We start from the raw sequence: 26,837 nt of genomic DNA on the forward strand, positions 1-26,837 counted from the left end.
CTCGTCGCGTTTCGGCCCGCGGTCAGCGGCTGCCGCCGGATGCGACGCGGCCAGTCTCGTCGGGTGCGCCGCTGCGCACCAGATCCTGGTAGCGCACGCACACGCACTGCGGGGACGCCTTCGCTGCGTACATCGCCGCGTCGGCCTTGACGAGCAACTCCTCGGCCGACGCGCCATCCGCCGGAAACTCGCTGACGCCGATGCTCGCGCCGACGGCCATGCGCCCTTCGTCGAACTCGAGCGCCTCGGCCATCACGATCTGGATGCGCGACGCGACATCGCCGATCACCGCCGGCGAACGCACATCCGACATCAGCACGATGAATTCGTCGCCGCCCAGCCGCGCCACCATGTCGCCGCTGCGCAGCACCTGGCTCAACCGCTTCGCGACTGCAACGAGCGTACGGTCGCCAACCGAATGCCCGTGCTGGTCGTTGATCTGCTTGAAGCGGTCGAGATCGACGAACATCACCGCCAGCCCCTCGCGCACCGCGGCCGCATGCCGGATCGCGGCATCGAGATGCTCCATGAACAGCAGGCGGTTCGGCAGGCCCGTCAGCGGATCGTGGCCGGCGAGGTGCGTGAGCTCCTGCTGCTTCGCGCGCAGCATCGCGACCTGTGTGCGAATCTCGACGCGCATGCTGTCGAAACAGCGCGCGAGCACGCCGATCTCGTCGGCCCGCGCGACCGGCAGCCGTTCGGCCGCCGGATCGTCGAACACGTGCGTGGCGGCGCGCGCGAGCGTCTGCAACGGCCGCGTGATCGCCCGCGCGAACAGGATCGCGAGGATGACCGCCAGCAGGCTCGATACGAGCACCATCCTGACGATCCGTTCGCCCAGCATGCCGGCCGGCGCGAGCACGTCGGCGAGCGGCCGGCCCATTCCCAGCACGACGAAGCGGTTGCCTTCGTCGTGTCCGAACGGCGTGCGGACGAACGCGAACATCTGGCCGGGTGCCGCATCGGGCTGCGCGAGGCCATTGAGCATCACGTTCATGCGCCCGCTGTCGAACAACGCGCGCGTGACGGCAAAGCGATCCTGCATCAGCACGCGCCGGCCGCGATCGAAGCCGAACGTCTGTTCCGGATCGGGATGCACGAGAAAATCGCCCCACTCGTTCGCGAGATAGACCGCATAGTCGTCCGGCAAATCGCGTTCGAGCCGGTCGAACACGCGCGACAACTCGACGTCGACGACGAGCGCGCCGACCGTCTGCCCCGCTGCGTCGACCACCGGCGTGCCCACGCGCAGGATCGGCAGCCCCTCCGCCGCGTGCGAGCCCGTCTCGTGATTGACCACGATCGGCGACAGGTAGATGTGGCCAGGCGCCGTCGCGAGCGTATCGAATACATAGGAAAACTGCCCTTTCTCCTGGAATTCGCGTTCGGGCAGCACGACGATGCCGCGCGCATCGCGATCGAGGCGAATGCGTTCGATCCCGAAATGCCCGCGCGCGATCAGACGGATCTGCAGGTACTCCGCGTGATTCCGCATGAAGCTGTAATACACCTGTTCGAGCCGCATGCGGCGCGCGTCGTCCGGATGGTCGGCGCCCGCGACGAACGCGGACGACGGCAACTGCGCGAGCACGAGCGCATCGTCGGCGACGTCGGCGAGCGCGGTCGTGAAGCGCTGCCCGAGCAGTTGCGTCGACATCAGCAGACTGTGCTGCGCCTCCTGCACGAGCATCGCGCGGTTGGCGCGATACGCGTAGTAGCCGGTCGTGCCGGACGCGATCACGCCAATGCACGCGAACAGCACCGACAGCTTCGACGTGAGCCCGAGCCGGATCATTTTCCGAACCGCTCCGGCCGGTCACCCGACACGATGCGGCCCCACAGCGATTCGCGGCGCGCGATGTCCTCCACGGGCTGAAGCCATACGAGATGCTCGTGCCCGGTGTCGAGGCCGCGCGGCGGCTCGAGCGTGTTCGCGAGCCCCTGGCGCTCGGTCAGCAGCGCGCCGATCGCCGGTTCGAGCATGTAGTTGATCCACGCGAACGCGAGCTCGGGACGCAGCGCGCCGCGCGTGACGGCCCAGCAGTCGAGCCACGCGAGCGCGCCTTCGTCCGGGATCACGTAGCCGACGTCCGCGCCGGCGCGGCGCAACTGCTCGACCTGCTGCGTGCCGTAGTTGCCGAACATCAGCGCCGCGCGATGCTGGACGAACAGCGCGGTCGCCTCTTCCGGAAGCGTGTAGTAGGTCAGCAGGTTGCGGCGCAGGTCGATCAGCTTGCGCGCGACGGCAAGTGTCTGCGCGGGCGACAGACGGAACGGATCGGGATAGCCGAGCGCCAGCGCCGTGAACGAGAAATTGTGCTGCGCGCTGTTGAAGTCGAGCACCTTGCCGCGATAGCGCGGATTCCACAGTTCGCGCATCGAGCGCGGCGCGGCCGGCACCTGCTTGCGGTCGTAGATCAGCCCCATCGACGAATAGGTGAACGGGACTGCGTAGGATGCGCCGTCCTGCACGAGGCCGCCGATCGTCGCGAGCTGCTGGAAATTCGGCAACTGCCGCCGCCGGTTCGGGATGCGCGACAGGTCGACCGGCGCGAGCAGATGCTCATGCGCATAGCGCTGGATCTCGGCCGTGTTCGCGGCCAGCACGTCGTACGGCGGCGGCGAGGCGCTGTGCAACCGCGTCCACAACGCTTCGTCGGAATCGACCAGCGTCACTTCCACACGCACATGAAACTGCGCCTCGAATGCGCTGACGATATCGCTGTCCGCATAACCGGGCCACGCCAGCACGCGCAGCACGTTGTCGTTGACGGTTTCGGGAGAGGCGGCGACGGCCGGCGGGACGGGCGCCAGTAAGCCTACCGTCAATATGACAAGCAGCGTACGCACGGCGCGGCGCGCGCGCGTGCCTGCGCCGATTCCCCTGATCAATCGGACCCCGCGTGAATCGCCCGGCTGCATTCGACTGTCCTTTTTCGAGTCGATGCGATATCCCGCAACGAGACCATAAAACGCAGGGTCACGCAATCGGAACAAGCCGCACACGGCGCATATTCATTGGCCTTGCGACTGAATGCGACGCAGTTACCGGGGCCTGCATCGCGGCGCGAATGCACGCATGCGCGGATACGCGAAGACGAACGTCAGCGCCAGGCCTGCGTGAATTCCGCGATCACGCGCGACAGGTGCGCGCGCATCGCGTCGCGCGCACCGTCCGCGTCGCGCGCCATGATCGCCGCGAAGATCCGCTGGTGATCTTCCTGCGACGCTTCGCGCAGCGCGGTCGAGTGAAAGTGCTCCTCGATCTTGTCCCACAGCGGATCGCTGCGCGCGCAATCCCACATCGCCGTGACCATGTGCAGCAGCACCGTGTTGCCGGTCGATTCCGCGATTCGCAGGTGGAACTGGCGATCGGCCGCGTCGTAGGCGGCCTTGTCGTTCATCTGCTCGCGCATCGTCGTCAGCGAGAAAAACAGGCGGTCGAGATCGGCATCCTTGCGTTCGGTCGCCGCGAGCGCCGCGACTTCCGCCTCGATCAGCCCGCGCGCGCGCAGCGTCTCGATCGGCCCGGGGCCGCGCGGGACTTCGAACGTCACCGGCCGCGCGGCATCGGCCGCCGACACGTAGATGCCCGAGCCGATCCGCACCTCGACGATCCCCTGCACCTCGAGCGCGATGATCGCCTCGCGCACCTGCGTGCGGCTTACGCCGAACTGGTCGGCCAGGCTGCGTTCCGACGGCAGCCGCGCACCGGCTTCGAACGCGCCGGCGGCCACCATCGCGTGAATCTGCCGCGCAAGGCCGATATAGGAGCGGTCCGCGGCATCGGTGTCGCGGCTGGCAGGCAGGCTGGAAAGATCGGTCATCGGAAGGCTCGCAACAGGCTGGCGGGCGCCGCTGCGGCGCCGGATCGTCAAAATGGTACACCAATTTGGCGACACCCCGGCTCGCCCGTTGGCCGGCCTCGCCTGACGCTTCCGGAAACGTCACACGGGCCGATGCTCGTCCAGACAACTGGTAAACCACTATCCCTCAAAACTGGCATACCAATCATAATCCGCACACCGACGACGGGCCGGCACGCTGCCGCCCCGCTCGTCCAACGCATGAACCGCCAGCCAGGAGCCGCTCCAGTGAAGATGTCTTTCCGTTGGTACGGCGAGTCCGATCCGGTCTCGCTGCAATACATCCGCCAGATCCCCGGCGTCACGCACATCGTGTCCGCGATCTACGACGAACCGGTGGGCGAAGTCTGGCCCGCGCACAAGATCGAAGCGCTGAAGGCGACGATCGAACGCGCCGGCCTGCAGTTCGACGTCGTCGAATCGGTGCCGGTGCACGAGGACATCAAGCTCGGCAAGCCGGGCCGCGACCGCCTGATCGACCACTACCGGCAGACCATCCGCCATCTCGGCGCGGCCGGGATCCGCGTCGTCTGCTACAACTTCATGCCCGTGTTCGACTGGACGCGCACCGAGCTGTCGAAGACGCTCGACGACGGCTCGACCTGCCTCGCGTTCAGCACCGATGCGGTCGACCGGATCGATCCGAACGACGGCATCGCGCTGCCCGGCTGGGATTCCAGCTACCGGCCCGAACAGTTGCAGGCGCTGCTCGCCGACTACCGCGACGTCGACGAGAACGCGCTGTGGGCCAACCTCGAATACTTCCTGAAGGCGATCATTCCGGTCGCCGAGGAAGCCGGCGTGAAGATGGCGATCCACCCCGACGATCCGCCGCGCCCGATCTTCGGGTTGCCGCGCATCGTGAAGAACCGCGACGATCTCGCGCGGATCGTGCGCCTCGTCGACTCACCCGCGAACGGGTTGACGCTGTGCTCGGGCTCGCTCGGCGCCGGCCCCGAAAACGACGTCGAAGCGCTCGTGCGCGAGTTCGGCGCGATGGGCCGCATCCATTTCGCGCACATCCGCAACGTGAAGGTCGACGCGAACGGCGATTTCGAGGAAACCGCGCATCTGTCGAGCTGCGGCTCGCTCGACATCGCCGCGATCGTGAAGGCGTACCACGACACCGGTTTCACCGGCTACGTGCGCCCCGACCACGGCCGCATGATCTGGGGCGAGACGGGCAAGCCCGGCTACGGCCTCTACGACCGCGCGCTCGGCGCGGTCTACCTGAACGGCCTGTGGGAAGCGCTGGCGAAGTTCGACCGCGCGCCGCAAGCGTCGCAGTAATTCGCCTTTCGAGGCGGCCGGCGCAGCGGATCGCCGGTCGCCCGCCACGACATTCCGCGCGGAGACACCGCCATGCCACGCATCCGATGGGCCATGATCCTGATGTGCTTTCTGGCCAACGTCATCAACTTCATCGACCGCGCGAACCTCGCGATCGCGGCGCCCAGCATCCGTGCCGACCTCGGGCTCGACGCGGTCGGCATGGGGCTCGTGCTGAGCGCGTTCTTCTGGACCTATGCGTTCCTGCAGTTACCGGCCGGCTGGTTCATCGACAAGGTCGGCGTGCGCGTGAGCCTCGCGCTGGCCGTCGGCTGGTGGTCGGTGTTCACCGTCGCGACCGGCGCCGCGCGCGGCCTCGCGCAACTGGTCGGCGTGCGGCTGATGCTCGGCGTCGGCGAAGCGGCCGCGATCCCGTCGTTCGCGAAGGTCGCGTTCAACTGGTTCCCGCGCAGCGAGCGCGGCCTCGCCAGCAGCATCTTCGACAGCGGCTCGCGCGTCGGCTCCGCGCTGTCGCTGCCGCTCGTCGCGTGGCTGATCTCGCTCGTCGGCTGGCGCGGGTCGTTCGTGATCACGGGCGGCATCGGCATCGTGTGGGCGCTGGCGTGGTGGTTCGTCTATCGCGACCCGGAACGCTATCGCGCGATCGCGCCGGACGCCGTCGATGCGCTGCTCGCGCAACGCGGCGCGCCGACGGTTGCGGCCGCAACCGACGGCCCGACGGTGTCGTGGCTCGACCTGTTCCGCTACCGCACCGTGTGGGGGATGATGATCGGCCTGTTCTGCCTGAACTTCGCGATCTATTTCTTCATCACGTGGTTCCCGAGCTACCTGCTGCAGTCGCGCGGCTTCTCGCTCGCGTCGCTCGGCACCTGGGGCATGCTGCCCGCGCTGCTCGCGATTCCCGGCGGCTGGCTCGGCGGCTACGTGTCGGACAGCCTGTTCCGCCGCGGCTGGAGCGCCACCGCCGCGCGCAAGACCTGTCTCGTGCTCGGCATGCTGCTGTCGTCGTCGATCGCGCTGTCCGCGTTCGTCGAAAACGTGTGGGCCTGCCTCGGCCTGTTCGCACTCGCATATGCCAGCCTGTCGTTCGCCGGCGCCAACGTATGGACGCTCGTCGGCGAAGTCGCGCCGACGCCCGCGCACGTCGCGTCGCTCGGCGGCATCCAGAACTTCGCGGGCAATCTCGCGGGCATCTTCATCACGACCTTCACCGGCGTGATGCTGTCGATCACGAAAGGCTCGTTCGTGGTGCCGCTCGCGGTGGCCGGCGCGCTGTGCGTGGTCGGGGCGTTGTCGTACCTGTTCGTGGTCGGCAAGGTCGAGCCGTTGCCGCCGCTGCGTCGCGGCGGCAGCGGGCGGAATGTCGAGCCGAACGCGGCGTGACGCGGCGGGACGGCGCGGCCGAAACACCCGCGCTTTCCTTTTCGGGCCGCGCATCGGACAATGAGCCGCGCCCGCCGGCGCGGCGCCGCTCCGGCCCGCGTGCGGCGACGCAGCGCTCCGCCCACGCCGATGAAACGCTACGAAACCCTCGCCCATACGATCGCCGACGACATCCGCAACGGCAACCTCGCCGTCGGCACGCGCCTGCCGTCGTTGCGACAGATCATCGCGCAGCATGGCGTGAGCCAGTCGACGGTATTTCGCGCGTATTACCTGCTCGAACAGTGGGGGCTGATCCGCGCGCGCGAACGCTCGGGCTACTACGTCGCGCCGGGCGCGCAGCCGGCTGCGAGCCCGGCGACGAAACGCCGTACGCGCCGCACCGACGCAACCCGCAAGGTCGACATCAGCAATCTCGTGTTCTCCGTGCTCGATGCGGCCACGCAGCCCGGCATCGTGCCGCTCGGTTCCGCGTTCCCGGCGCCGCAGCTGTTTCCGCTGCCGCGTCTGGCGAAGTCGCTCGCGCAGGCCACGCGGCTCGTGAGCCCGTGGAGCACGGTCGTCGACCTGCCGCCCGGCAACGAGGCGCTGCGCCAGCAGATCGTGCGGCGCTATCTCGCCACCGGCATCTCGCAGCCGATCGACGAACTCGTCGTCACGAACGGCGCACTCGAAGCGCTGAACCTGTGCCTGATGGCCGTCACGCGGCCGGGCGACGTCGTCGCCGTCGAAGCGCCCGGTTTCTACGCGGCGCTGCAGGCGATCGAGCGGCTCGACCTGCGCGCGGTCGAGATTCCCGTCGATCCGCGCACCGGCCTCGACCTCGCCGCGCTCGCGAACGCGCTCGACCGGCACGACATCCGCGCGTGCTGGTTCATGACCAATTTCCAGAATCCGACCGGCGTCACGCTGACCGTCGACAAAAAGCGCGCGCTCGTCGAATTGCTCGCGGCGCGCAACGTGCCGCTGATCGAGGACGACGTCTACGGCGAACTGCATTTCGGCCCGGACTATCCGCTGCCCGCGCGCGCATTCGACCGTCACGGCCTCGTGATGCACTGCAGCTCGTTCTCGAAGACGCTCGCGCCCGGCTACCGGATCGGCTGGGCCGCCGCGGGCCGGTTCGCGGAGAAGGTGCAGCGGCTCAAGCTGATGACGACGCTGTCGGCCAGCATTCCCGCGCAGGCCGGCATCGCGAACTATCTCGAGCACGGCGGCTACGACCGGCACCTGCGCGTGCTGCGCGGCGCGCTGCACGCGCAGCTCGACCGGATGGACGACGCGCTGCGGCGCTGGCTGCCGGCCGACGTCGAGTGGGTGCGGCCGGAAGGCGGGTATTTCCTGTGGCTCGCGTTTCCCGACGCGATCGACGCGATGGCGCTGCATCGCGAGGCGATCGCACGCGGCATCAGCTTCGCGCCGGGTCCGCTGTTTTCGGCCGCGCACGGCTTCGAGCGCTGCGTGCGCGTGAACTTCGGCCATCCGTGGAGCCGCGACATCGAGCGCGCGATCCGCGTGCTCGGCGAACTGGTCGCGCAGCCGTCGGTCCGCAAGGCCGGCTGAGCGCGCAGGGAGCGCGCCGCGCTGACGGTGTCGCGGCCATGCAGCCGATCCGCGCGCGGGTTACATTGCAGGTCCTGCCGCCCCTTCACGATTGCCCATGAGCCCACTGCCTTACCTCGATCACGACGCGCTGCTGACACTGACGGCCGAAGCGGCGCACGTCACGCAGCCATGCACGTGCACCAAGACCTCGCTCGCCGGCTGGACGACCCTGCCGCTGTCGCTGCCGGACACGCAACTGCTCGAAGTGGCCACGCTCATGCCGCCGGGCGATGCCGAGCCGACCTACGCGGAATATCATCCGGCCGGCACGCACTATGCATCGGACGACGCGCCGATCGCGCCGCGCCATTTCCCGTACAACCGCTGCACCGTCAGCCGCTGCCGCCCGTGCGGCCGCCTGTTCCTGCGCTACCAGGAAGGCGGCGGCTACTTCATCGACCAGCGCATCCGCGCGCTCGATCCGGCGCTCGTCGTCGACGCATGACCGCGCTCACGGGCATGCACGCATGCCCGGCCTGCGCCGGCGCCCCGCCGGCCATCTGCTGCGCCTTTTCCGTCCCGATCTGCTGCTTGTCCCGCCGCACCGCGTTCCCTACGCTGTCTTCCGTTGCCTGACATCCGTCGCAACGCCCTGCCGCGCCGCGCGCCCTGCGCCGCGGCGCCTCTCGCGTATCACGTCATGTATCGATATACCGATTTCGACCGGGCGCTCGTGCGCAGCCGCGCCGCCCAGTTCCGCGACCAGCTCGAACGCTGGCAGCAAGGCACCCTCGGCGAGGATGCGTTCCGGCCGCTGCGCCTGCAGAACGGCTGGTACGTGCAGCGCCACGCGCCGATGCTGCGCGTCGCGGTACCGTACGGCGAGCTGTCCAGCGCGCAGCTTCGCGTGCTGGCGCGGATCGCGCGCGATTACGACGTGCCCGACGACGCCACCTACCGCGCCGCGTGCGACGCGCAGGCCTTGCTCGGCACGTTGCGCCTGCCGACCCGCAGCGCGCACTTCACGACCCGCACCAACGTGCAGTTCAACTGGATTCCGCTCGCGAAGGCGGCCGACGTGATGGATCTGCTCGCGACCGTCGACATGCACGGCATCCAGACCAGCGGCAACTGCATCCGCAACATTTCGTGCGACGAACGCGCGGGCGTCGCGCCGGACGAGATCGCGGATCCGCGCCCGTTCGCCGAGGTGATGCGTCAATGGACGACGCTGCACCCCGAATTCGCGTTCCTGCCGCGCAAGTTCAAGATCGCGATCACCGGTGCGACCGAGGACCGCGCGGCGACCGACTGGCACGACGTCGGGCTGAAGCTCGTGCGCGACGACGCGGGCGCGCTCGGCTTTCGGGTGAGCGTCGGCGGCGGGATGGGCCGCACGCCGATGATCGCGACGCTGCTGCGCGCGTTCCTGCCGTGGCAGCACGTGATGAACTACATCGAGGCGATCGTCCGCGTGTACAACCGCTACGGGCGGCGCGACAACAAGTACAAGGCGCGGATCAAGATCCTCGTGAAGACCGAAGGGCAACGCTACATCGACGACGTCGAGGAAGAGTTCCGCCAGATCGTCGACCTCGACGGCGGCCCGCACACGATCCCGCAGGCCGAATTCGAGCGCGTCGCCGCGTCGTTCGTGCCGCCGCGGTTAAAGCCGCGCACGCTCGACCTCGCCGACGCGAATGCGCGCGTCGCCGCGCAGGCGAGCCGTCATCCGGCGTTCGCGCGCTGGCTCGCCCGCAACGTCGCCGACCACCGCGACCCGGCGCTGCGCATCGCCACGCTGTCGTTCAAGCGCCGCCTGCAGGCACCGGGCGATGCGTCGCCGGAGCAGCTCGACGCGCTCGCCGAGCTCGCCGACCGCTTCTCGGCCGGCGAGGCCCGCGTCACGCACACGCAGAACGTCGTGCTGCCGTGGGTCCACGTCGACGACCTGTTCCTGCTGTGGGAAAACGCCCGCGCGATCGGGCTCGCGAGCGCGAACGTCGGGCTGCTGACCGACATGATCGCGTGCCCGGGCGGCGATTTCTGCGCGCTCGCGAACGCGCGCTCGATTCCGGTCGCCGACGCGATCGCCGAGCGCTTCGACGATCTCGACCTGCTGCACGACGTCGGCGACATCGACCTGCACATCAGCGGCTGCATCAATTCGTGCGGCCATCATCACAGCGGCCACCTCGGCATCCTCGGCGTCGACAAGGACGGCGCGGAGTGGTACCAGGTCACGCTCGGCGGCTCGGACGGCTCGAGCGCGAGCGGCCCCGCGCGGCCGGGCAAGGTGATCGGCCCGTCGTTTTCGGCGGACGAGATCGTCGATGTCGTCGACGCGATCGTCAACGCCTATCTCGATGCGCGCATCGACGCGAACGGTCGCGGCGAACGATTCATCGACACGGTGCGCCGCATCGGCACGGAACCGTTCAAGGCCGCCGCGAACGCCGCACGTCATCAGGAAGAGCCGGCATGAAGCACGAGACCTCGAACCCATCCGCACGCATCCGGCTGCTGACGCCGGCCGAGCACGCAGACGACACGCAGCAGCACGACGCGACGACACTGACGATCGGCAACGACGAGGAACTGCCGCCGCTGGCCGCACGCATCGCGCACGCCACGCGCATCGACCTGCAGTTTCCGTCGTTCACCGACGGCCGCGCATACAGCCAGGCCTACCTGCTGCGCAAGCGCTACGGCTTCGCCGGCGACCTGCGCGCGACCGGCGACGTACTGGTCGACCAGTTGCTGCTGATGGAACGCACGGGGTTTTCGAGCGCGGTGCTCGGCGACGCCGCCGATCTCGCGGTCGCACGGCGGCAGCTCGACCGGTTTCCGGGCTTCTATCAGCGCGATGCGCGAACGGTCATGCCGCCGCGGGACGCGGCGGCGCAGCCCGGAAAATGAAACGGGCGGCTCGCTGGCCGCCCGTCCGATGAACCGGAACCAAACCGGCCGGCGCCTGCCGTCACGCGGGCGCCGGCCGATGTTCAGCGCGCCGCCACCGGCTTGCCGAACCCGCCGAGGATCTTCTTCTCGAGCGCGATGTAATCGCGGCCGAAGTGGTGATCGCCCTGCGTCTTGATCACGTCGGCGCCCGTGTTCGCGAGCGCCGGACACATCGTGTCCGTCTCTTCCGCGCCGTAGAAGCACTGCACGAGCGCCGGCGGCACCTTCGCGATTTCCGGCGCGACCTTCAACGCCTTGTCGCTCGCGGGCATGCCGAGCCAGCCCGTCACGCGGATGTGGAAATCGGCCGACGGCGCGAAGCCGAGCAGCGACACCACCGCGACCTTGTCGCGCAGGTCGGCCGGCAGCCGGTTGTACGCGAACGGCATCACGTCCGCGCCGAACGAGTAGCCGACCAGCGCCACGCGGCCGGCATGCCAGCGCGCCATGTAGGTGCGCATCACGCGGGCCAGATCGCGGCTCACCTGCGCGGGCGGCTTCTCGCTCCAGAAATAACGCAGGCTGTCGATGCCGACCACCGACACGCCGTCGCGCTGCAGCGCCTCGGCGATCGTCTTGTCGAGATCGCGCCAGCCGCCGTCGCCCGAGATCACGATCGCGAGCCGGTCGCTGCCGCCCTTGGCCGGCAACTCGACGAGCGGCAGGTCGGAGACGTCGAGCTCGTCGCTGCTGCCGGTGGTGTCGCGCAGGTGCGGCGTGACGAGCGACACGAGCTTCGCGGTGTCGCCCGCGGCAGCCGTTTCGACGAAGCCCGGCATCGCGCGTCGCACGATCGTCGGATCGGGCGGGCACGGCTTGAAGCGCGGATCGAGCTTCGCGGCCGGACCGACCGCGACGACGCCGGCGATCGTGTTCTCCGGCGCCATCGCGAGGATCTGCTTCGCGATCGCGCCGCCCTGGCCCACGCCCGCGACGATCGGCGTGAAATAGCGCGACGACTGCGCGAGACGTTCGAGCTGATGGCTGACCGCCTCGGCGTCGCCGTCGAGGTGGTGGCAAGTCTCTTGCTTCGCGGCGAGATTCGCCGCGTAACGCGCGGAATCGACGCCGACCGTCATCGTCCCGGCTTTCGCGAGCGCGTCGGCCGCCTGCTGATCGGCGACCCGCCAGCCGCCCTCACGCGAGAACAGCACGACGAACCCGCGCAGCGGCCCGCTCGGCCTGGTCACGGTCACGGGCCCGTAGCGGCCGCCGGACACGGTTTCGGCTTTCACCGCGGCCGGCTGCGTGGCGCACGCGGCGCCGGCCAGCATCATTCCCGCGCAGACGGCTGCCGCCCGCGCGATACCCTTCTTCGACATCATGAACGCCGACCTCCAGCCAGCAATGACAGATCCGCCAGCGTGACGAACACGCCGACCGAGCCCGAGGCCGCGAGATAACGCGGCTCCCAGTGCGGTTCGAACTTGCTCTTGAAAGCGCGCAAGCCGCGGAAGTTGTAGAAGCGGCCGCCGAAGCGCCAGACCATCAGGCCGAGCCGGTGGAACGGCGACGGCATCTTCGCCGCCCCCATCCCCGAGAACGGCGCGATACCCAGGCTCAGCTTGCGGAACCCCGCTTCCTTCAGATGCAGCGCGAGCTGCGTAAACAGATACTCCATCGCGTACGGCGAAGCCTCCGGCAGATGGCGCATCACGCCGACCGTCGCCTCGGTGTTGAGGTCGGTCGTCATGAACGTGACGAACGCGATCGGCTTGTCGGCCTGCCGCACCAGCATCACCGACTGCGTCGCGAGATAGCCGTCGTGGAACGCGGCCACCGAGAAGCTCTTTTCGCGCGCATCGCGGCTGTCGAGCCAGCCGTCCGAGATGCCGCGCAGCGCCGGCAACGCGGCCGGCACGTCGCCCGGCGCGATCACCTCGACCGTCAGCGCATCCTTGTCGCCGCGCCGCAGCGCATAGCGCAGATGCGAACGGTTCGATCCCTTCAGGTCGAACTGGTCGAGCGCGATGTGCGCTTCCTCGCCCAGCTTCATCAGCGTGAGCCCCGCGTCGAGATACAGCGGCAGCGCGTTCGCGCGCACCTGGTAGAACGCCGCGCGGCCGCTGTGCGCATGCGCGAGCGCAATGAACTTGCTGATCAGCGCCGGCCACTCTTCACGCGGCCCGACCGGGTCGTGCAGCGCGGCCCACGTGCGGCCGTTCTTCGCGTACATCAGGAACGCGCGCCGCGACTCCGAGAACAGGAACGACTTGTCGCCCATCAACGCCAGGCCCGCATCGCTGCATTCCTGCGCGCGGATGATCTGCTCCGCGTCGACCAGATCCTGCTCCGCGGGCTTCACGAACCGCCCGGGCGCCGGGCGCAGCAATTGCCACAGCGCGAACAGCGCAACGAACACGCCGGACGCGAGCGTCGCGCGCAGCGCCCGCGGCGCGCGCGCGTCGAACGAGAAATGCGACCACAGCTCGCGCGTGTAAGGCACGTCGCGGAACGCGAAGAACAGCACCCACACGGCCAGCATCAGCACCATCGCGACCGACACGAACCAGCTGACGGTGAAGCGCTCGGCCAGCAGCGACGAATGACGATTGAAGCGGCGGCGGCTGACGAGCAAAAGCACGAGCAGCGTGCCGAGCACGCCGGCCTCGACGAACGCGAGGCCCTTGGCCAGCGACAGCGCGAGGCTCGCGAGCGTCAACGCGAAGGTCATCCACCACGCACCGTCGAGCCGGCGCAGCAGCCCGCGCGCGACCAACAGCAGCGCGACGCCGAGCACGCTGCAGATCACCTGCGAGCCTTCGAGCACCCACAGCGGCACGATGTGGCGCAGGATCGCGATCCGGTGCCAGAACGCGGGCGTCGCGCTCGAGATCACCAGCATCCCGCCGACCGCGAACGTCACGAGGCTCAGGAACACCGGCGCGAGCTGCGACACGCGCACGGCCTGCCGCGTCACGAGCCGGCGCCGCAGCGCGCGGCCCTCGAAGCCGGCCAGCAGGCCGGCCGACAGCACGAGCGGCACGCCGAAATAGATCGCGCGATACGCGATCAGCGCGGCGACCATCGCGTGCGCGGGCACTTCGCGACCGAGCGTGAAAACCATCGCCGCCTCGAACACGCCGATCCCGCCCGGCGTATGGCCGATCATCCCGAGCAGCAACGCGGCCGCATAAACGGTAATGAAGGTCGGGAAGCCGACCGGCGCTGCCGGCAGCAACACCCACAGCGTCAGGCCCGCGGCCACCACGTCGAGCACCGCATAGACGACCTGCGCGACGAGATCGCGCCGCGCCGGCACGTCGAACGACAGCCATTTGAAGCGCGTGACGACCGGGCGCGCGGTGTTGCCGCACAGCGCGACCAGCGCGGCGAGCGCGACGAGCAGTGCCGCGCCCGTCCACGTGAGCACACCAGGCGCGACGTGCAGCATCGCGGCGAGCGCCTCCGGCACGCAGACCATGCCGACCGCCGTCATCAGCACCATCGCGAGCGCCAGCGTGCCGCTGGTGAACACCGTCATCCGGCCGATCTGGGCCGGCGTGACGCCCGACACACCATACACGCGCGCACGCACCGCGCCGCCCGTCAACGCGCCGAAGCCGGTCGCATTGCCGAGCGCGGAACCGGCAATCGCGCCGATCCACAGCGCGACGCGCGGCACCTTGGCCGCAACATAGCGCAGGCCGACCGCATCGCGGGCGACGAGCGCGAGATAGCTGAGGGCCGTCGCGGCCAGCGACGCGCCCCACTCGGCGACGGACATGTGACGCAACTGGCGGATCACCGACCGGTAGTCGACGGATTCCGACAGATGCTGGAAAACCACGATCAGCAGCAGGCCGATGCCGAGCGCGAGCAGCGGCGACAGCACGCGCTCGTGGCGGATGAGCGCCCAGGCACGGGCGATCACAGCCTCGGCACGGCCGGGCGAACCAGGGTGGCGGGAAGACATAACGTGTTCAGTGGTGGTGCATAGCGTGTCGCGGCGCGGGTTGGCCGGCGGCGACGTATCTGGTTGTTCTGCATGGGCGGCCGGCCGAAGATGGGCTCGTGGCGCCTGGATCAGAACTTACGAGTATACGGAATTAATATTACAGAATCTTTCACGTCGGCTTTGTGCGGATTTGTGGTGTCTCTCGCATCAAAACGCATAAAGAAACCGTGCGTCCTACGAACGCAAGGTGCGCATCATACCGGGAACCGGGGCGGTTTTTTCATCGGATGAATGACTTGCGATGCATTTGGGAGGAATCTGCCGGCACGACGCCAGCCCAAGAGGACGAAAGCGTCGTGTCGCGAGGCTTTACCGGAATGGGGGCAGATTGATTCGGACGTCCGCGTGCGCGCAGAAACGTCCGGCCTCCCTTACTTCGCCCGCTCATGCTCCCCCAACCCGATCGCCTTGTAATCGTAAGTCGGATAGAACTCCGTCCGGTACACCCCCCACGCCGTATCCTCCAGCACGCGATTGACCTCGCGCAGCCGCGCCGCCGGCAATCGCAGCACGACGATCTGCCCGATTCCCATCGTCACCGTCCAGCTCACCACCTCGACGCCCGGCGGCGGAAACGCCTTGTAGAACCCCTGCTTCGCAAGCTGCGCATTCAGCTCGGCGAGCGGCCGCGATTCGTCGTGTTTCAGGAAAACGGTCAGCAGGACCGCGTTGTCGGGCGTCGCGACGGCCGATCCTGCCGGCACCGTCGACGTCTGGCCGACGGCCGGTGCGCTGGAAATCGCGGCGGCCGCCAACGCTGCGGCAATCACCCCGGTTCGAATCGAAAAATGCGGAAATCCGGTCATCACGCAACTCCATGGCGTCGTGGCGGGAGTTGCCATCATGCGCCGGCGAATCGATCGCTGCAGTGAGCCGCGCCGATGCGACTACGCCGCGTCCGCGCCAGCGCGCTCGCGCAGCACGTCGATGAACGCGCGCAGCTTGGCCGGCACGTGCTTGCGATTCACGTAATACAGCCACATCGGCGGCAGCGTGCGGCACGTACCGGGCAGCACCTCGACGAGCGTGCCGTCGCGCAGGTCCTGCTCGATCCGCTCGCGCATGAACGCGAACGCAATGCCGACGCCCGCACGCGCCGCATCGATCACCGCATCGGCATCGTTCGTCACGAATACGCCGTCCGGGTCGAGATCGACGTCGCGTCGCCCGTCGTGCAGCAGCCATTTGTGCAACCGCCCGCTTTCCGTAAACCGGAAACGGATGCACGCGTGACGCTCGAGCTGCGCAATCGACGCCGGCGCACCGTGCCGCGCCAGATAACCGGGCGACGCGACCAGCGCACACGTCAACGCAGGCGCGATCCGCACGCCGATCATGCCCGGCTGCAGCCGGTCGGCGAGGCGAATGCCCGCATCGAACCCCTCCTTTGCGATGTCGACGAGTTCGTTCTCGTAGCGGATTTCGAGCCGGACTTTCGGATAGCGCTCACGAAACGGGGCGAGCACCGGCGCGATCACGAGCAAGCGCGCGAGCGGCAGCGCGGTCACGCGCAACAGCCCGCTCGGCTCGCTGCGCGCATCCTTCAGCGCGTCACGCGCCTGCATGACCTGCCGGTACGCGGGCTCGGTCTGCCGCCAGTAACGCTGGCCGGCTTCCGTGAGACTCACGCCGCGCGTGCTGCGGTTGAACAGCTTCACGTTGAGCTCGCCCTCGAGCTGCCCGATCGACAGGCTGACGGCGGCCGGCGTCAGGCCCAGCGCGGCGGCGGCCCGCGTGAAGTTGCCGGCCGTCGCGACGGTCATGAACACATGCAGGCCGGCCATCGGATCGCGTCTGCTCATCGCTTGCCCATCATTAAAAAAACTTGAAACTGCTTCGAGTGGAATGCGGATTCTCCCATATACCGCCACTGCCTACACTGGCGCTGTCGTCCTGTCGGAGCCCTTCGCATGAACCCGCTCACCGCCGCGCTGCCGCTCACCGTTGCCCGCCGCACGATCGACGCGGCCCTCGCGCATGCCGCGTCGCTGCAGGTAGCCGGCGTCGCGATCGCCATCGTCGATGCCGGCGCGAACCTGCTCGCGTTCGTGCGCACCGACGACTGCTTTCTCGGCGCGACCGATCTCGCGCAGCGCAAGGCGCTGACGGCGGTGCGCTTCCGCGCGTCGACCGGCGCGCTCGGCGCGATGTCGGGCGACGGCCCGCTGCGCGGCATCGAACACAGTCACGGCGGGCTCGTCACGTTCGGCGGCGGCGAGCCGCTCGTCGACGGCGACGGACGCTGCGTCGGCGCGATCGGCATCTCGGGCGGCAGCGTCGACGAAGACACCGCGATCGCGCAGCACTGCCGCGACCTTTTTCAGGCAACGTTCCACTCACAAGGTAAGCACATGGCACAGAAACGCATCCTCATCACCGGCGCGGGCACCGGCTTCGGCCGCGAAGTCGCGCTGCGGCTCGCCGAGCGCGGTCACGACGTGACGGCCGGCGTACGCGCCACGGCCGAGATCGACGACGTCGCGGCCGCCGCCGCGCAACGCGGCACCACGCTGCGCGCGATCAGGCTCGACGTCACGTCGGCCCACGACCGCGCGCGCGCGGCCGAGCTCGACATCGACGTGCTCGTGAACAACGCGGGGGTCGGCGAAGCCGGCGCGCTGGTCGACCTGCCGGTCGAGATCGTCCGCGCGCTGTTCGACGTGAACGTGTTCGGGCCGCTCGAGCTCACGCAGCAGATCGCGCGCGGGATGCTCGCGCGCCGGCACGGCAAGATCGTGTTCGTGTCGTCGATCGCGGGCCTGATCACGGGGCCGTTCACGGGTGCGTACTGCGCGTCGAAGCACGCGATCGAATCGGTGGCCGAGGCGATGCACGCGGAACTCGCGCCGCACGGCATCCGCGTCGCGGTCGTGAACCCCGGCCCGTACCGCACGGGTTTCAACGACCGGATGATGGAAACGACGCGGCGCTGGCACGATCCGGCCGTGCATACCGTGACGCCCGAGCGGCTGACGTTCCCGCTCGAACAGCACGACCCGGAGGAAATGGTCGCGAAGATGGTCGACGTGATCGACGGCGACGGCGGCGCGTTCCGCAACCTGCTGCCGGCGGCGTCGGAAGCGTTCGTGCGCGCCGAGCAGGCGCGTGCTTGGGAACGGCAGCAGTAAGCTGCCGCCGGCGAAGCGGCGGACCGACCGTCCGCCGCTCGCGCGATTGCGCGATTCTCAGTACACGTCGCGCATGTAGCGCCGCGCCTTCGAAAGCCGCGCGACGTAGTCGTTCGCGGCGTCCTCCGACATGCCGCCGTGCCGGGCGACGATCGCCTTCAACGCCGCATCGACGTCCTTGGCCATCCGCGCGGCGTCGCCGCACACGTAGAAGTGCGCGCCTTCCTCCAGCCACGCGAACAGCTCGGCGCCGTGCTCGCGCATCCGGTCCTGCACGTAGACCTTGTCGGCCTGGTCGCGCGAGAACGCGAGATCGAGCCGCGTCAGGAAGCCGCTGTCGCGCATCTCGCTCAGCTCGTCGCCGTAGTAGAAGTCGGTCTGCGCGTGCTGCTCGCCGAAGAACAGCCAGTTGCGCCCGCGCGCGCCGCGCGCCCGCCGCTCGTGCAGGAAGCCGCGGAACGGCGCGACGCCGGTGCCCGGACCGACCATCACGATCGGCACGTCGCCGTTCACCGGCGGCCGGAAGTGCGCGGACTTCTGCACGAACACCGGCACGCGGCCGTCGTCCGCGCGATCGGCGAGGAACGTCGACGCGACGCCTTTGCGCGCGCGCCGGCCGTTGTGATAGCGCACGGCCGACACGGTCAGGTGAATCTCGCCCTCGTGCGCGCTCGGGCTCGACGCGATCGAATAGAGGCGCGGCTGCATGCGTTTGAGCATGCCGACCAGCTCGGCGCCCGACAGCTCGATCGGATATTCGTGCAGCACGTCCGCCAGCTGCTGCCCCCACAGCCATTGCTTGAGGTCGCCCTTGCGATCGTCGCCGAGCAGCGACTTCAGCGCGCCGTTCGCGCTGCGCGACGCGATGAAGGCCAGCGTGTCCGGATGCGGGCGCGTGATGTCGAAGTGGCGTGCGAGCGCATCGCCGAGCCGGACATCGCCGACGCCCGGCACCGACACGGGCGCATCGGCCTTCAGCGCGGTGACGGACAGCAGTTCGTCGACCAGCTCCGGACAGTTGGTGGGCCACACGCCGAGCGCGTCGCCGGCTTCGTATTCGAGGTTCGCGCCCTGGGTCGACAGCGACACATAGCGCGTGTCTTTTGCGGCGCCCGGCCGGTTCAGCCGCAGGTTCGCGACGAGCTTCGACGGCGCGGGATGCGCCTTCGTCGGCAGCAGCCCCGACGGGCTCAACCCGCCGGACGGCACCGCGTGCAGCGCGGCATCGGCTTCCTTGATGCGCGCGACCACGCGTTCGAGCCACTGGTCGGCCTCGTGCTGGAACTCGACGTCGCAATCGACGCGGGCGCACAGACGTGCCGCGCCGAGCTCCGCGAGCCGCGCGTCGAGCCGGCGGCCGTGGCCGCAGAACCGGTCGTAGTTGCGGTCGCCGAACGCGAGCACCGCGAAATGCACGCCGTCGAGCCGCGCGGCGCTGCCGGCCTGCAGCGCGTCCCAGAACTCGCCGCCGTTGTCGGGCGCATCGCCGTCGCCGAACGTGCTCGTCATCAGCAGCACGTATTGCGCGCCGGCCAGCGACGCGACCGGATAGTCGGACATGCACGCGGTGCGGATCTCGAAGCCCGCGTTCATCAGCTTCGTCGCGTAATCCTCGGTCAACGATTCGATGTTGCCGGTCTGCGACGCCCACAACAACGTGACCTTCGGGCGCGGGCGCACGATCCGCACGCCGCCCGCCGCGGCGGCGTCGGCCGGCAGCGCGGGCGCCGCGCCGGTCTGCGCACCGGCAGGCAGCGCGCGGCTGAACAGGCCCGCGAGCATGCCGTCGAGCCAGAACCGCACGGGCGGCGTCAACGGCGCGCCGGCCGGCAGCACGGGTACGCTGCCTTCGCGACGGCCAGCGCTCGCCTTCAGCCCGCTGACGAGGCCCGCCACGTACAGCCGCTCGGTGTCGGTCAGCGGCGGCGGGGCGAGATCGGCGACGCCGAGCGCGGCCGCGAAAGTGTCGATGTCTGCCATGTCGGATTCCTGTGAAGCAGTCGCGTGCATCATCGCCGGCGCGGGCCGCGCGTCGTCGGCGCATGCATCGGGTTGCGCGGTGTCGTCGTCGACCGGCGCGAACGCATCGGTTTCGACCCGCGTCAGCGCGACCGCGCAGTATTTCAGTTCGGGTTGCTGCGATTCGGGGTCGATCGCGTCGTTCGTCACCGCGTTGATGCACAGGTCGTCGCCGTATACGTCGTTCCAGTGCATCGGCGCGAAACAGTTGCCGCGCCGCACGCGCTCGGTCACGACGGCCGGCAGCACCGCGCGGCCGCGCGCCGAACGGATCTCGACGCTGTCCTTCGCGGCGATGCCGAGCGCGCTCGCATCGTCCGGGTGCAGTTCGACGAACGGGCGCGGGTTGAGCTTGTTCAGCATCGCGACCTTGCCGGTCTTCGTCATCGTGTGCCACTGATGCTGCAGCCGCCCGGTGTTCAGCACGATCGGGAACGTGTCGTCCGGCAGCTCGGCCGGATCGACGTGCGGCCGCGCGAAAAAGCGCGCCTTGCCCGACGGCGTCGGGAACGCGATGCGCGGGGCGTCGCCGCCGTCGGCTGCGGCCCGCAGCGGCTGGTTCACGCCGTCGTTCAGGTAGCGGATCGGGTGCCGCGCGCGCGCGGTGCCCGGCGCGACCGGCCACTGCACAGGCCCGTCGCGCAGCGCCGCGTGGCTCGCGCCGCGCAGGTCGTAGCCGGTTGCGGGGTTCGAGAAACGGACGATCTCGTCGAACACGTCGGCCGCGGACGCATAGTCGAACGCGTCGCCGAACCCCATCGCGCGCGCGACTTCCGCGACGATGCGCCAGTCGGGCAGCGCGTCGCCGGGCGGCGCGACCGCCGCGCGCATCAGCGTCATGTTGCGCTCGGAGTTGATCATCACGCCGTCGCCCTCGGCCCACAGCGCACCGGGCAGCAGGATGTCCGCGTAGCGGTTGGTCTCGGTGTCGAGGAACGCGTCCTGCGCGATCACGAGCTCCGCGGCCTGCAACCCGGCGATCACGGTGCGCCGGTTCGGCACGGTCGCGACCGGGTTCGTGCAGACGATCCAGCACGCCTTGATGTCGCCGGCCGCCATCCGTTCGAACAGGTCGACCGTGCCGTTGCCGGTGTCCTTGCGCAGCGTGCCGGCCGGCACGCGCCACAGGGTCTCGACGAAGCGGCGGTCGTCGTCGGACGCCACCGAGCGCTGGCCCGGCAGCCCCGGCCCCATGTAGCCCATCTCGCGCCCGCCCATCGCGTTCGGCTGGCCGGTCAGCGAGAACGGCCCGCTGCCCGGGCGGCAGATCCTGCCGGTCGCGAGATGCAGGTTGCAGATCGCGTTGGTGTTCCACACGCCGTGCGTGCTCTGGTTGAGCCCCATCGTCCAGCAGCTCGTCCATTCCGGCGCGTCGCCGATCCATTGCGCGGCCGTGCGGATGTCGGCTTCCGCGAGCCCGGTGATCCCGGCGACACGCTCGGGCGTGTAGTCGGCGAGGAACGCGGGCATCGCGTCCCAGCCTTCGGTGTACGCGTCGATGAACGCGGCGTCGGTGCGGCCGCTCGCATGCAGCAGATGCAACAGCCCGTTGACCAGCGCGAGATCGGTGCCCGGCCGGATCTGCAGGAACAGGTCGGCCTTGTCGGCGGTGCCGGTGCGGCGCGGATCGACGACGATCAGCTTCGCGCCGGCCTTCACGCGATCCATCATCCGCAGGAACAGGATCGGGTGACAGTCGGCCATGTTCGCGCCGATCACGAAGAACAGGTTCGCGCGATCGAAATCCTGGTACGACCCGGGCGGGCCGTCCGCGCCGAGCGACTGCTTGTAGCCGGTGCTCGCGCTCGCCATGCACAGGCGCGAGTTCGACTCGATGTTGTTGGTGCCGACGAAGCCCTTCGCGAGCTTGTTGACGAGGTATTGCGCCTCGATCGACAGCTGCCCCGACACGTAGAACGACAGCGCATCGGGCCCGTGCGCATCGAGCACCGCGCGCAGCCGGCGCGCGGTCTCGGCGATCGCGTCGCGCGCCGGCAGCGGCACGAGGTCGTCCTCGCGCGCGCGGCGCACGAACGCGCGATCGAGCCGCCCCGAGCGGCGCAGCGCGACGTGCGCCGACGAACCTTTCGTGCACAGCCGCCCGAAGTTGGTCGGATGGTCGGCGTCGCCGGACACCTTGACGACTTCGCCCTCCTCGACGTGCAGCACCATGCCGCAGCCGACACCGCAGTACGGGCACACGCTCTTGACGGGGGTCGCGGTCATGGGCGGCTCCGGGACGGTCAGGCCGCGACCCACACGAAGCCGTCCTCGACCCGCGACGGATACGCGTTCACCGACTGCTCGGGCGCTTCCAGGCATTCGCCGGTACGCAGGTCGAAGTGCTGCTTGTACAGCGGCGACGCGACCACGACGCGCTCGCCGAGGCTGCCGATCAGTCCGCGCGACATCACGGCGGCCTGCGATACGGGATCGACGTTGTCGATCGCGAACACGCCGCCGTCGGCATGCGCGACGTGAAACACCGCGATCTGCTCGCCGTTGACGAGCGCGCACACGCCGGTGTTCGGCACGATGTCGTCGAGCGGGCATACACGGGTCCAGGACAGCGGAAGGCGATCGTTCATGATGGGCTCCTTGCAAGGTGGCGGATGTCGGTCACGCGGTGGCGGTTTCGGTCGCGGCTCGGGTCGCCGCCGCGGCGACGACGGGGATCGGCACGGGCTTGCCGCCCGCGCGCTCGCCGGGCGTCGCGGGCCGGATCTGGCCGCGCGTCTCGACGAACTCGATGGTCGTATCCGGCGCGTCGCTGTTCACGAAGTGGCGGAAGCGCTTGCGCGTGTCGGGATCGGTGACGGCCTTCTTCCACTCGCACTCGTAGGTATCGATCACGTGCTGCATGTCGGCTTCGAGTTCGTCGGCGATCGCGAGCTTGTCGTGCACGACGACGTCGACCAGGTAGTCGAGGCCGCCTTCGAGGTTGTCGCGCCAGACACTGGTGCGTTGCAGGCGATCCGCCGTGCGCACGTAGAACATCAGGAAGCGGTCGATGTAGCGGACCAGCGTCGCACGATCGAGGTCGGACGCGAGCAGCTCCGCGTGGCGCGGCTTCATCCCGCCGTTGCCGCACACGTACAGGTTCCAGCCTTTCTCGGTCGCGATGACGCCGACGTCCTTGCCCTGCGCTTCCGCGCACTCGCGCGTGCAGCCGGACACGCCGAACTTGATCTTGTGCGGCGCGCGCAGCCCCTTGTAGCGGTTCTCCAGATCGATCGCGAGGCCGACCGAATCGTCGACGCCGTAGCGGCACCACGTCGACCCGACGCACGATTTCACGGTGCGCAGCGCCTTGCCGTACGCGTGACCCGATTCGAAACCGGCCGCGATCAGCTCCTCCCAGATCGACGGCAGTTGCTCGACGCGCGCGCCGAACAAGTCGACGCGCTGGCCGCCGGTGATCTTCGTGTACAGGCCGTATTTCTTCGCGACCTGGCCGACCGCGATCAGCCCTTCCGGCGTGACTTCGCCGCCCGGCATGCGCGGCACGACCGAATACGTGCCGTCGCGCTGGATGTTCGCGAGGTAGTAGTCGTTCGAATCCTGCAGCCCCGCGTGCTCCTTCTTCAGCACGAACTCGTTGAAGCACGACGCGAGGATGCCCGCGACGGCCGGCTTGCACACGTCGCAGCCGAGCCCGCGGCCGTGCTTGTGCAGCAGTGCGTCGAACGTCGTGATGCGCTCGACGCGAATCAGGTGGAACAGCTCCTGGCGCGAATACGGAAAGTGCTCGCACAGATGGTTGTTGACCGCGAGGCCCTGCTTCTTCATCTCGGCCTTCATGATCTGCGTGACGAGCGGCACGCAGCCGCCGCACGACGTGCCGGCGCCCGTGCACGTCTTCAGCGCGCCGAGGCTCGTCGCGCCGTCGGCCACCGCCGCGCAGATCTGCGACTTCGACACGTTGTTGCACGAGCAGATTTGCGCGCCTTCCGGCAGCGCATCGACGCCGATCGCCGGCTTCGCGGCGCCGTCCGACGACGGCAGGATCAGGAATTCCGGCGATTCGGGCAACTCGATGCGGTTCAGCATCATCTGCAGCAGCGTGCCGTACTCGGCCGCATCGCCAACCATCACCGCGCCGTGCAGGAACTTGCCGCAGTCGGACACCACCAGCTTCTTGTAGACCTGGCGGCGCTCGTCCGCGTACTGGTAGGTGCGGCTGCCGGCCGTCGTGCCGTGCGCGTCGCCGATGCTCGCGACGTCCACGCCCATCAGCTTCAGCTTGGTGCTCATGTCGGCGCCCGCGAACGCGGCCGCCGCTTCGTCGGCGCCGCCCGCGAGTTGCTTCGCGACCACGCGCGCCATGTCGTAGCCGGGCGCGACGAGGCCGTACACGATGCCGTTCCAGGCCGCGCATTCGCCGATCGCGTAGATGTCGGCGTCGCTCGTGCGGCACGCGTCGTCGATCGCGACGCCGCCGCGCGGGCCGATGTCGAGCCCGCACGCGCGGGCCAGTTCGTCGCGGGGCCGGATACCGGCCGAGAACACGATCATGTCGGTGTCGAGATGCGTGCCGTCGGCGAACGCCATCCGGTGCGTGCCTTCGTCGCCGTCGACGATTTCGAGCGTGTTCTTGCCGGTATGCACGGTCACGCCGAGCGCCTCGATCTTCGCGCGCAGCATCCGGCCGCCGCCGTCGTCGACCTGCACGGCCATCAGGCGCGGCGCGAATTCGACGACGTGCGTGTCGAGCCCCATGTCGCGCAGCGCCTTCGCGCATTCGAGGCCGAGCAGGCCGCCGCCGACCACGACGCCGCGCTTCGCGTGCGCGCCGCACGCCTGCATCGCCTCGAGGTCCTCGATCGTCCGGTACACGAAGCAGCCGGCGCGATCGCGGCCCGGCACCGGCGGCACGAACGGACGCGAGCCCGTGGCGAGCACCAGCTTGTCGTACGCGAGCGTTTCGCCCGACACGAGCGTGACCGTATGCGCGGCGCGGTCGATCGACGCGACCTGCGCGTTCAGGCGCAGGTCGAACTGCGGATGACGCTCGAAGAAGCCGGGTTCGACGAGCGACAGATCGTCCGCCGACTTGCCCGCGAAGAATTCGGACAGATGCACGCGATCGTAGGCCGCGCGCGGTTCCTCGCCGAGCACCGTGACCTGCGGCGCGCCGGCCTCCGCCGCGACGCATTCGAGAAGCTTGTGGCCGACCATGCCGTGGCCGATGACGATGAGTTTCATGATGGCGGTTCCTTCGGTCGATCAGTTCGCGGCGTTGGCGGCGGCCAGCGCGCGATCGCGCAGCTCGGCTTCGCGCGCCTTGTGTTCTTCGCTGAAGCGCACGGCCATCGCGCACAAGGCGGTCGCGGTGACCGCCAGGCCGAGCAGGCTCAGCGCCTGCTGGACGTCGCCGACACCCTTCAGCAGGAAAGCCGCGGCGACCGCGCCGACGTTGCCGCCCGCACCGACGATCCCCGCGACGCCGCCGAGCGCCTTGCGGTCGATGAACGGCACCAGCGCGTAGGTCGCGCCGCACGCCATGTGCGTGAAGAGGCCGAAGGTCAGCATCGCGACGAGCGCGATGCCGATGCCTTGCGCATGCGAGAACCAGATCAGCCCGAGCCCTTCGCCGATGATCAGCGCGCACAGCAGCGTCGCGCGCACGTCGAGGCTGCGGCGCGCGGCGATCTTGTCGGACAGCCAGCCGCCGAGCGCGCGGGCGAACAGCGCGAGCAAGCCGAACATCCCGACCGCGAAACCGGCGTCCTTCAACGACAGCTTGAAGTGGTCGACGTAGTACAGCGCGGCGATGTTGTGGATGAACACCTCGACGCCGAAGCACGCGCCGTACGTGACGAACAGCATCCACACGCGATAGTTGCCGCACGCCGCGAAGAAGCTCGCCCAGCCGCCCTTCTTGCCGCTGTCGATCGTCACGCCTTCCTTGCGCAGCGCGACGAAATCGCCTTGCGGGCAGTCCTGCGTGAAGCGCCAGTACGCCCACGCCATCACGAGCATCGCCACGCCCGGCACGACCAGCGCGATGCGCCACGACGCATCCTCGCCGAAGCCGAGCATCAGCCCCGCGGCAACGAGCAGCGGCATCAGCGCCTGCGTCGCGCCCGCGCCGGCATTGCCCCAGCCGGCCGTCGTCGCGTTCGCGGTGCCGACCACGTTCGGCGCGAACATCACCGACGTGTGGTATTGCGTGATCACGAAGCCCGCGCCGATCGCGCCGATGCCGAGCCGGCAGATCAGGAACCACAGGTAGTCGTGCGTGAACGACACGGCGAACACGGGGATCGCGCCGAGCAGCAGCAGGCCCGCATACACGCGGCGCGGGCCGAAGCGGTCGCACAGCGGGCCGACCAGCAGCCGCACGGCGATCGTCGCGGCCACCGCGGCGATGTTGATGTTGGCGACTTGCGCCGCGGTGAGATGGAATTCGCGCGCGATCAGCGGCATCAGCGGCGCGCACGCGAACCACGCGAAGAAGCATACGAAGAACGCCATCCACGTCAGATGGAACGCGCGCATCGGCGCGGTGCGGAGGCTGAAGAGATCGATACGGGTAGCTTTGTCGGTCATGTCATCCGCCAAACGAAAAACGGCGTCCTGCGCACCCGGTCTCGTCGAGACCTGATACGTAGGACGCCGTTGCCCATGAAGCCCGTTGCCGGGCGCTTCGGTATTCGGTACTGCGGACGGATCGCCATTGACCCG

The 26,837-nt window shown here is 69.1% G+C and carries 18 protein-coding genes and 1 pseudogene; 8 read left to right on the plus strand and 11 right to left on the minus strand.

The annotated features are described in order from the left end of the window. Positions 1 to 22: 22 nt before the first annotated feature. The 3 genes from DTA15_RS35255 to DTA15_RS35265 all read right to left on the minus strand — a co-directional run bounded on the left by DTA15_RS35255 (position 23) and on the right by DTA15_RS35265 (position 3,827). Positions 23 to 1,795, minus strand: coding sequence for a sensor domain-containing diguanylate cyclase (locus tag DTA15_RS35255; RefSeq protein ID WP_006486010.1), 1,773 nt, complete (start codon positions 1,793 to 1,795; stop codon positions 23 to 25). Continuing rightward, on the minus strand, positions 1,792 to 2,922 hold the full coding sequence (locus tag DTA15_RS35260) for an ABC transporter substrate-binding protein (RefSeq protein WP_020979528.1): 1,131 nt from the start codon (positions 2,920 to 2,922) through the stop codon (positions 1,792 to 1,794). The genes DTA15_RS35255 and DTA15_RS35260 overlap by 4 nt, the downstream gene beginning before the upstream one ends. Before the next feature lie 182 nt (positions 2,923 to 3,104). Beyond that, complete coding sequence (locus tag DTA15_RS35265) at positions 3,105 to 3,827, minus strand: FadR/GntR family transcriptional regulator (protein ID WP_006486005.1); 723 nt, start codon at positions 3,825 to 3,827, stop codon at positions 3,105 to 3,107. Between the two features lie 267 nt (positions 3,828 to 4,094). Here DTA15_RS35265 and uxuA point away from each other — a divergent pair, with 267 nt between their 5' ends. From uxuA to DTA15_RS35295, 6 genes are all read left to right on the plus strand, one after another. Continuing rightward, the gene (gene uxuA / locus DTA15_RS35270; protein WP_006486021.1) at positions 4,095 to 5,156 is read left to right on the plus strand and encodes a mannonate dehydratase; all 1,062 of its coding nucleotides are present in this window, start codon (positions 4,095 to 4,097) and stop codon (positions 5,154 to 5,156) included. 72 nt (positions 5,157 to 5,228) lie between these two features. Continuing rightward, complete coding sequence (locus DTA15_RS35275) at positions 5,229 to 6,539, plus strand: MFS transporter (RefSeq protein ID WP_006485998.1); 1,311 nt, start codon at positions 5,229 to 5,231, stop codon at positions 6,537 to 6,539. A 129-nt stretch (positions 6,540 to 6,668) separates the two neighbouring features. Beyond that, positions 6,669 to 8,102, plus strand: a complete 1,434-nt coding sequence (locus DTA15_RS35280) for an aminotransferase-like domain-containing protein (RefSeq protein WP_006486002.1) — start codon at positions 6,669 to 6,671, stop codon at positions 8,100 to 8,102. A gap of 97 nt (positions 8,103 to 8,199) precedes the next feature. Then, complete coding sequence (locus DTA15_RS35285; RefSeq protein ID WP_006486014.1) at positions 8,200 to 8,589, plus strand: hypothetical protein; 390 nt, start codon at positions 8,200 to 8,202, stop codon at positions 8,587 to 8,589. A gap of 195 nt (positions 8,590 to 8,784) precedes the next feature. Next, positions 8,785 to 10,569, plus strand: a complete 1,785-nt coding sequence (locus DTA15_RS35290; RefSeq protein WP_006486017.1) for a nitrite/sulfite reductase — start codon at positions 8,785 to 8,787, stop codon at positions 10,567 to 10,569. Further along, a complete protein-coding gene (locus DTA15_RS35295) occupies positions 10,566 to 11,003 on the plus strand; it encodes a DUF934 domain-containing protein (RefSeq protein WP_006486022.1) in 438 nt (145 codons plus the stop codon). Before DTA15_RS35290 ends, DTA15_RS35295 begins: the two co-directional genes overlap by 4 nt. Before the next feature lie 83 nt (positions 11,004 to 11,086). On the opposite strand, the gene DTA15_RS35300 is transcribed toward DTA15_RS35295, so the two are convergent. From DTA15_RS35300 to DTA15_RS35315, 4 genes are all read right to left on the minus strand, one after another. After that, entirely contained in the window at positions 11,087 to 12,370 is a 1,284-nt protein-coding gene (locus DTA15_RS35300; RefSeq protein WP_006486018.1) for a virulence factor family protein, read from the minus strand. After that, complete coding sequence (mprF, locus tag DTA15_RS35305; RefSeq protein ID WP_012493363.1) at positions 12,367 to 14,961, minus strand: bifunctional lysylphosphatidylglycerol flippase/synthetase MprF; 2,595 nt, start codon at positions 14,959 to 14,961, stop codon at positions 12,367 to 12,369. Before mprF ends, DTA15_RS35300 begins: the two co-directional genes overlap by 4 nt. Positions 14,962 to 15,374: 413 nt before the next feature. After that, positions 15,375 to 15,809, minus strand: a complete 435-nt coding sequence (locus DTA15_RS35310; RefSeq protein WP_006486003.1) for a hypothetical protein — start codon at positions 15,807 to 15,809, stop codon at positions 15,375 to 15,377. Positions 15,810 to 15,890: 81 nt separating this feature from the next. Continuing rightward, entirely contained in the window at positions 15,891 to 16,805 is a 915-nt protein-coding gene (locus DTA15_RS35315) for a LysR family transcriptional regulator (protein ID WP_006486000.1), read from the minus strand. Positions 16,806 to 16,913: 108 nt separating this feature from the next. Between DTA15_RS35315 and DTA15_RS35320 the strand changes: the two are divergent. Both DTA15_RS35320 and DTA15_RS35325 read left to right on the plus strand, forming a co-directional pair. Continuing rightward, positions 16,914 to 17,324 (plus strand): annotated as a pseudogene (locus tag DTA15_RS35320) (GlcG/HbpS family heme-binding protein); the annotation flags it as partial. A gap of 30 nt (positions 17,325 to 17,354) precedes the next feature. Then, positions 17,355 to 18,131 carry an SDR family oxidoreductase gene (locus DTA15_RS35325; RefSeq protein WP_034178341.1) on the plus strand — a complete coding sequence of 259 codons (777 nt, stop codon included), beginning with the start codon at positions 17,355 to 17,357 and terminating at the stop codon, positions 18,129 to 18,131. A gap of 57 nt (positions 18,132 to 18,188) precedes the next feature. On the opposite strand, the gene DTA15_RS35330 is transcribed toward DTA15_RS35325, so the two are convergent. Genes DTA15_RS35330 through DTA15_RS35345 form a run of 4 tightly spaced genes read right to left on the minus strand, consistent with a single transcriptional unit; the run spans position 18,189 to position 26,702 of the window. Continuing rightward, on the minus strand, positions 18,189 to 22,376 hold the full coding sequence (locus DTA15_RS35330) for a bifunctional nitrate reductase/sulfite reductase flavoprotein subunit alpha (RefSeq protein ID WP_012493364.1): 4,188 nt from the start codon (positions 22,374 to 22,376) through the stop codon (positions 18,189 to 18,191). 17 nt (positions 22,377 to 22,393) lie between these two features. Next, the gene (gene nirD / locus DTA15_RS35335; RefSeq protein ID WP_006488749.1) at positions 22,394 to 22,738 is read right to left on the minus strand and encodes a nitrite reductase small subunit NirD; all 345 of its coding nucleotides are present in this window, start codon (positions 22,736 to 22,738) and stop codon (positions 22,394 to 22,396) included. Positions 22,739 to 22,769: 31 nt separating this feature from the next. After that, positions 22,770 to 25,355: a nitrite reductase large subunit NirB gene (nirB, locus tag DTA15_RS35340; protein ID WP_006488748.1), complete on the minus strand. Its 2,586-nt coding sequence runs from the start codon at positions 25,353 to 25,355 to the stop codon at positions 22,770 to 22,772. Between the two features lie 21 nt (positions 25,356 to 25,376). Next, the gene (locus tag DTA15_RS35345; RefSeq protein WP_006494732.1) at positions 25,377 to 26,702 is read right to left on the minus strand and encodes an MFS transporter; all 1,326 of its coding nucleotides are present in this window, start codon (positions 26,700 to 26,702) and stop codon (positions 25,377 to 25,379) included. Between the last annotated feature and the right edge of the window lie 135 nt (positions 26,703 to 26,837).

This window comes from Burkholderia cenocepacia, assembly GCF_900446215.1.
Taxonomy (GTDB): Bacteria; Pseudomonadota; Gammaproteobacteria; order Burkholderiales; family Burkholderiaceae; genus Burkholderia; species Burkholderia cenocepacia.

What these genes read in the sequence shown, in the direction of transcription:
- DTA15_RS35295 (WP_006486022.1), top strand. Translation starts at nt 10,566, where the DNA reads ATGAAGCACGAGACCTCGAACCCATCCGCACGCATCCGGCTGCTGACG.
- DTA15_RS35260 (WP_020979528.1), bottom strand. Translation starts at nt 2,922, where the DNA reads ATGCAGCCGGGCGATTCACGCGGGGTCCGATTGATCAGGGGAATCGGC.
- DTA15_RS35325 (WP_034178341.1), top strand. Translation starts at nt 17,355, where the DNA reads ATGGCACAGAAACGCATCCTCATCACCGGCGCGGGCACCGGCTTCGGC.
- DTA15_RS35300 (WP_006486018.1), bottom strand. Translation starts at nt 12,370, where the DNA reads ATGATGTCGAAGAAGGGTATCGCGCGGGCGGCAGCCGTCTGCGCGGGA.
- nirD (WP_006488749.1), bottom strand. Translation starts at nt 22,738, where the DNA reads ATGAACGATCGCCTTCCGCTGTCCTGGACCCGTGTATGCCCGCTCGAC.
- DTA15_RS35290 (WP_006486017.1), top strand. Translation starts at nt 8,785, where the DNA reads ATGTATCGATATACCGATTTCGACCGGGCGCTCGTGCGCAGCCGCGCC.
- mprF (WP_012493363.1), bottom strand. Translation starts at nt 14,961, where the DNA reads ATGTCTTCCCGCCACCCTGGTTCGCCCGGCCGTGCCGAGGCTGTGATC.
- DTA15_RS35285 (WP_006486014.1), top strand. Translation starts at nt 8,200, where the DNA reads ATGAGCCCACTGCCTTACCTCGATCACGACGCGCTGCTGACACTGACG.
- DTA15_RS35345 (WP_006494732.1), bottom strand. Translation starts at nt 26,702, where the DNA reads ATGACCGACAAAGCTACCCGTATCGATCTCTTCAGCCTCCGCACCGCG.
- DTA15_RS35275 (WP_006485998.1), top strand. Translation starts at nt 5,229, where the DNA reads ATGCCACGCATCCGATGGGCCATGATCCTGATGTGCTTTCTGGCCAAC.
- nirB (WP_006488748.1), bottom strand. Translation starts at nt 25,355, where the DNA reads ATGAAACTCATCGTCATCGGCCACGGCATGGTCGGCCACAAGCTTCTC.
- DTA15_RS35255 (WP_006486010.1), bottom strand. Translation starts at nt 1,795, where the DNA reads ATGATCCGGCTCGGGCTCACGTCGAAGCTGTCGGTGCTGTTCGCGTGC.
- DTA15_RS35280 (WP_006486002.1), top strand. Translation starts at nt 6,669, where the DNA reads ATGAAACGCTACGAAACCCTCGCCCATACGATCGCCGACGACATCCGC.
- DTA15_RS35330 (WP_012493364.1), bottom strand. Translation starts at nt 22,376, where the DNA reads ATGACCGCGACCCCCGTCAAGAGCGTGTGCCCGTACTGCGGTGTCGGC.
- DTA15_RS35310 (WP_006486003.1), bottom strand. Translation starts at nt 15,809, where the DNA reads ATGACCGGATTTCCGCATTTTTCGATTCGAACCGGGGTGATTGCCGCA.
- DTA15_RS35315 (WP_006486000.1), bottom strand. Translation starts at nt 16,805, where the DNA reads ATGAGCAGACGCGATCCGATGGCCGGCCTGCATGTGTTCATGACCGTC.
- DTA15_RS35265 (WP_006486005.1), bottom strand. Translation starts at nt 3,827, where the DNA reads ATGACCGATCTTTCCAGCCTGCCTGCCAGCCGCGACACCGATGCCGCG.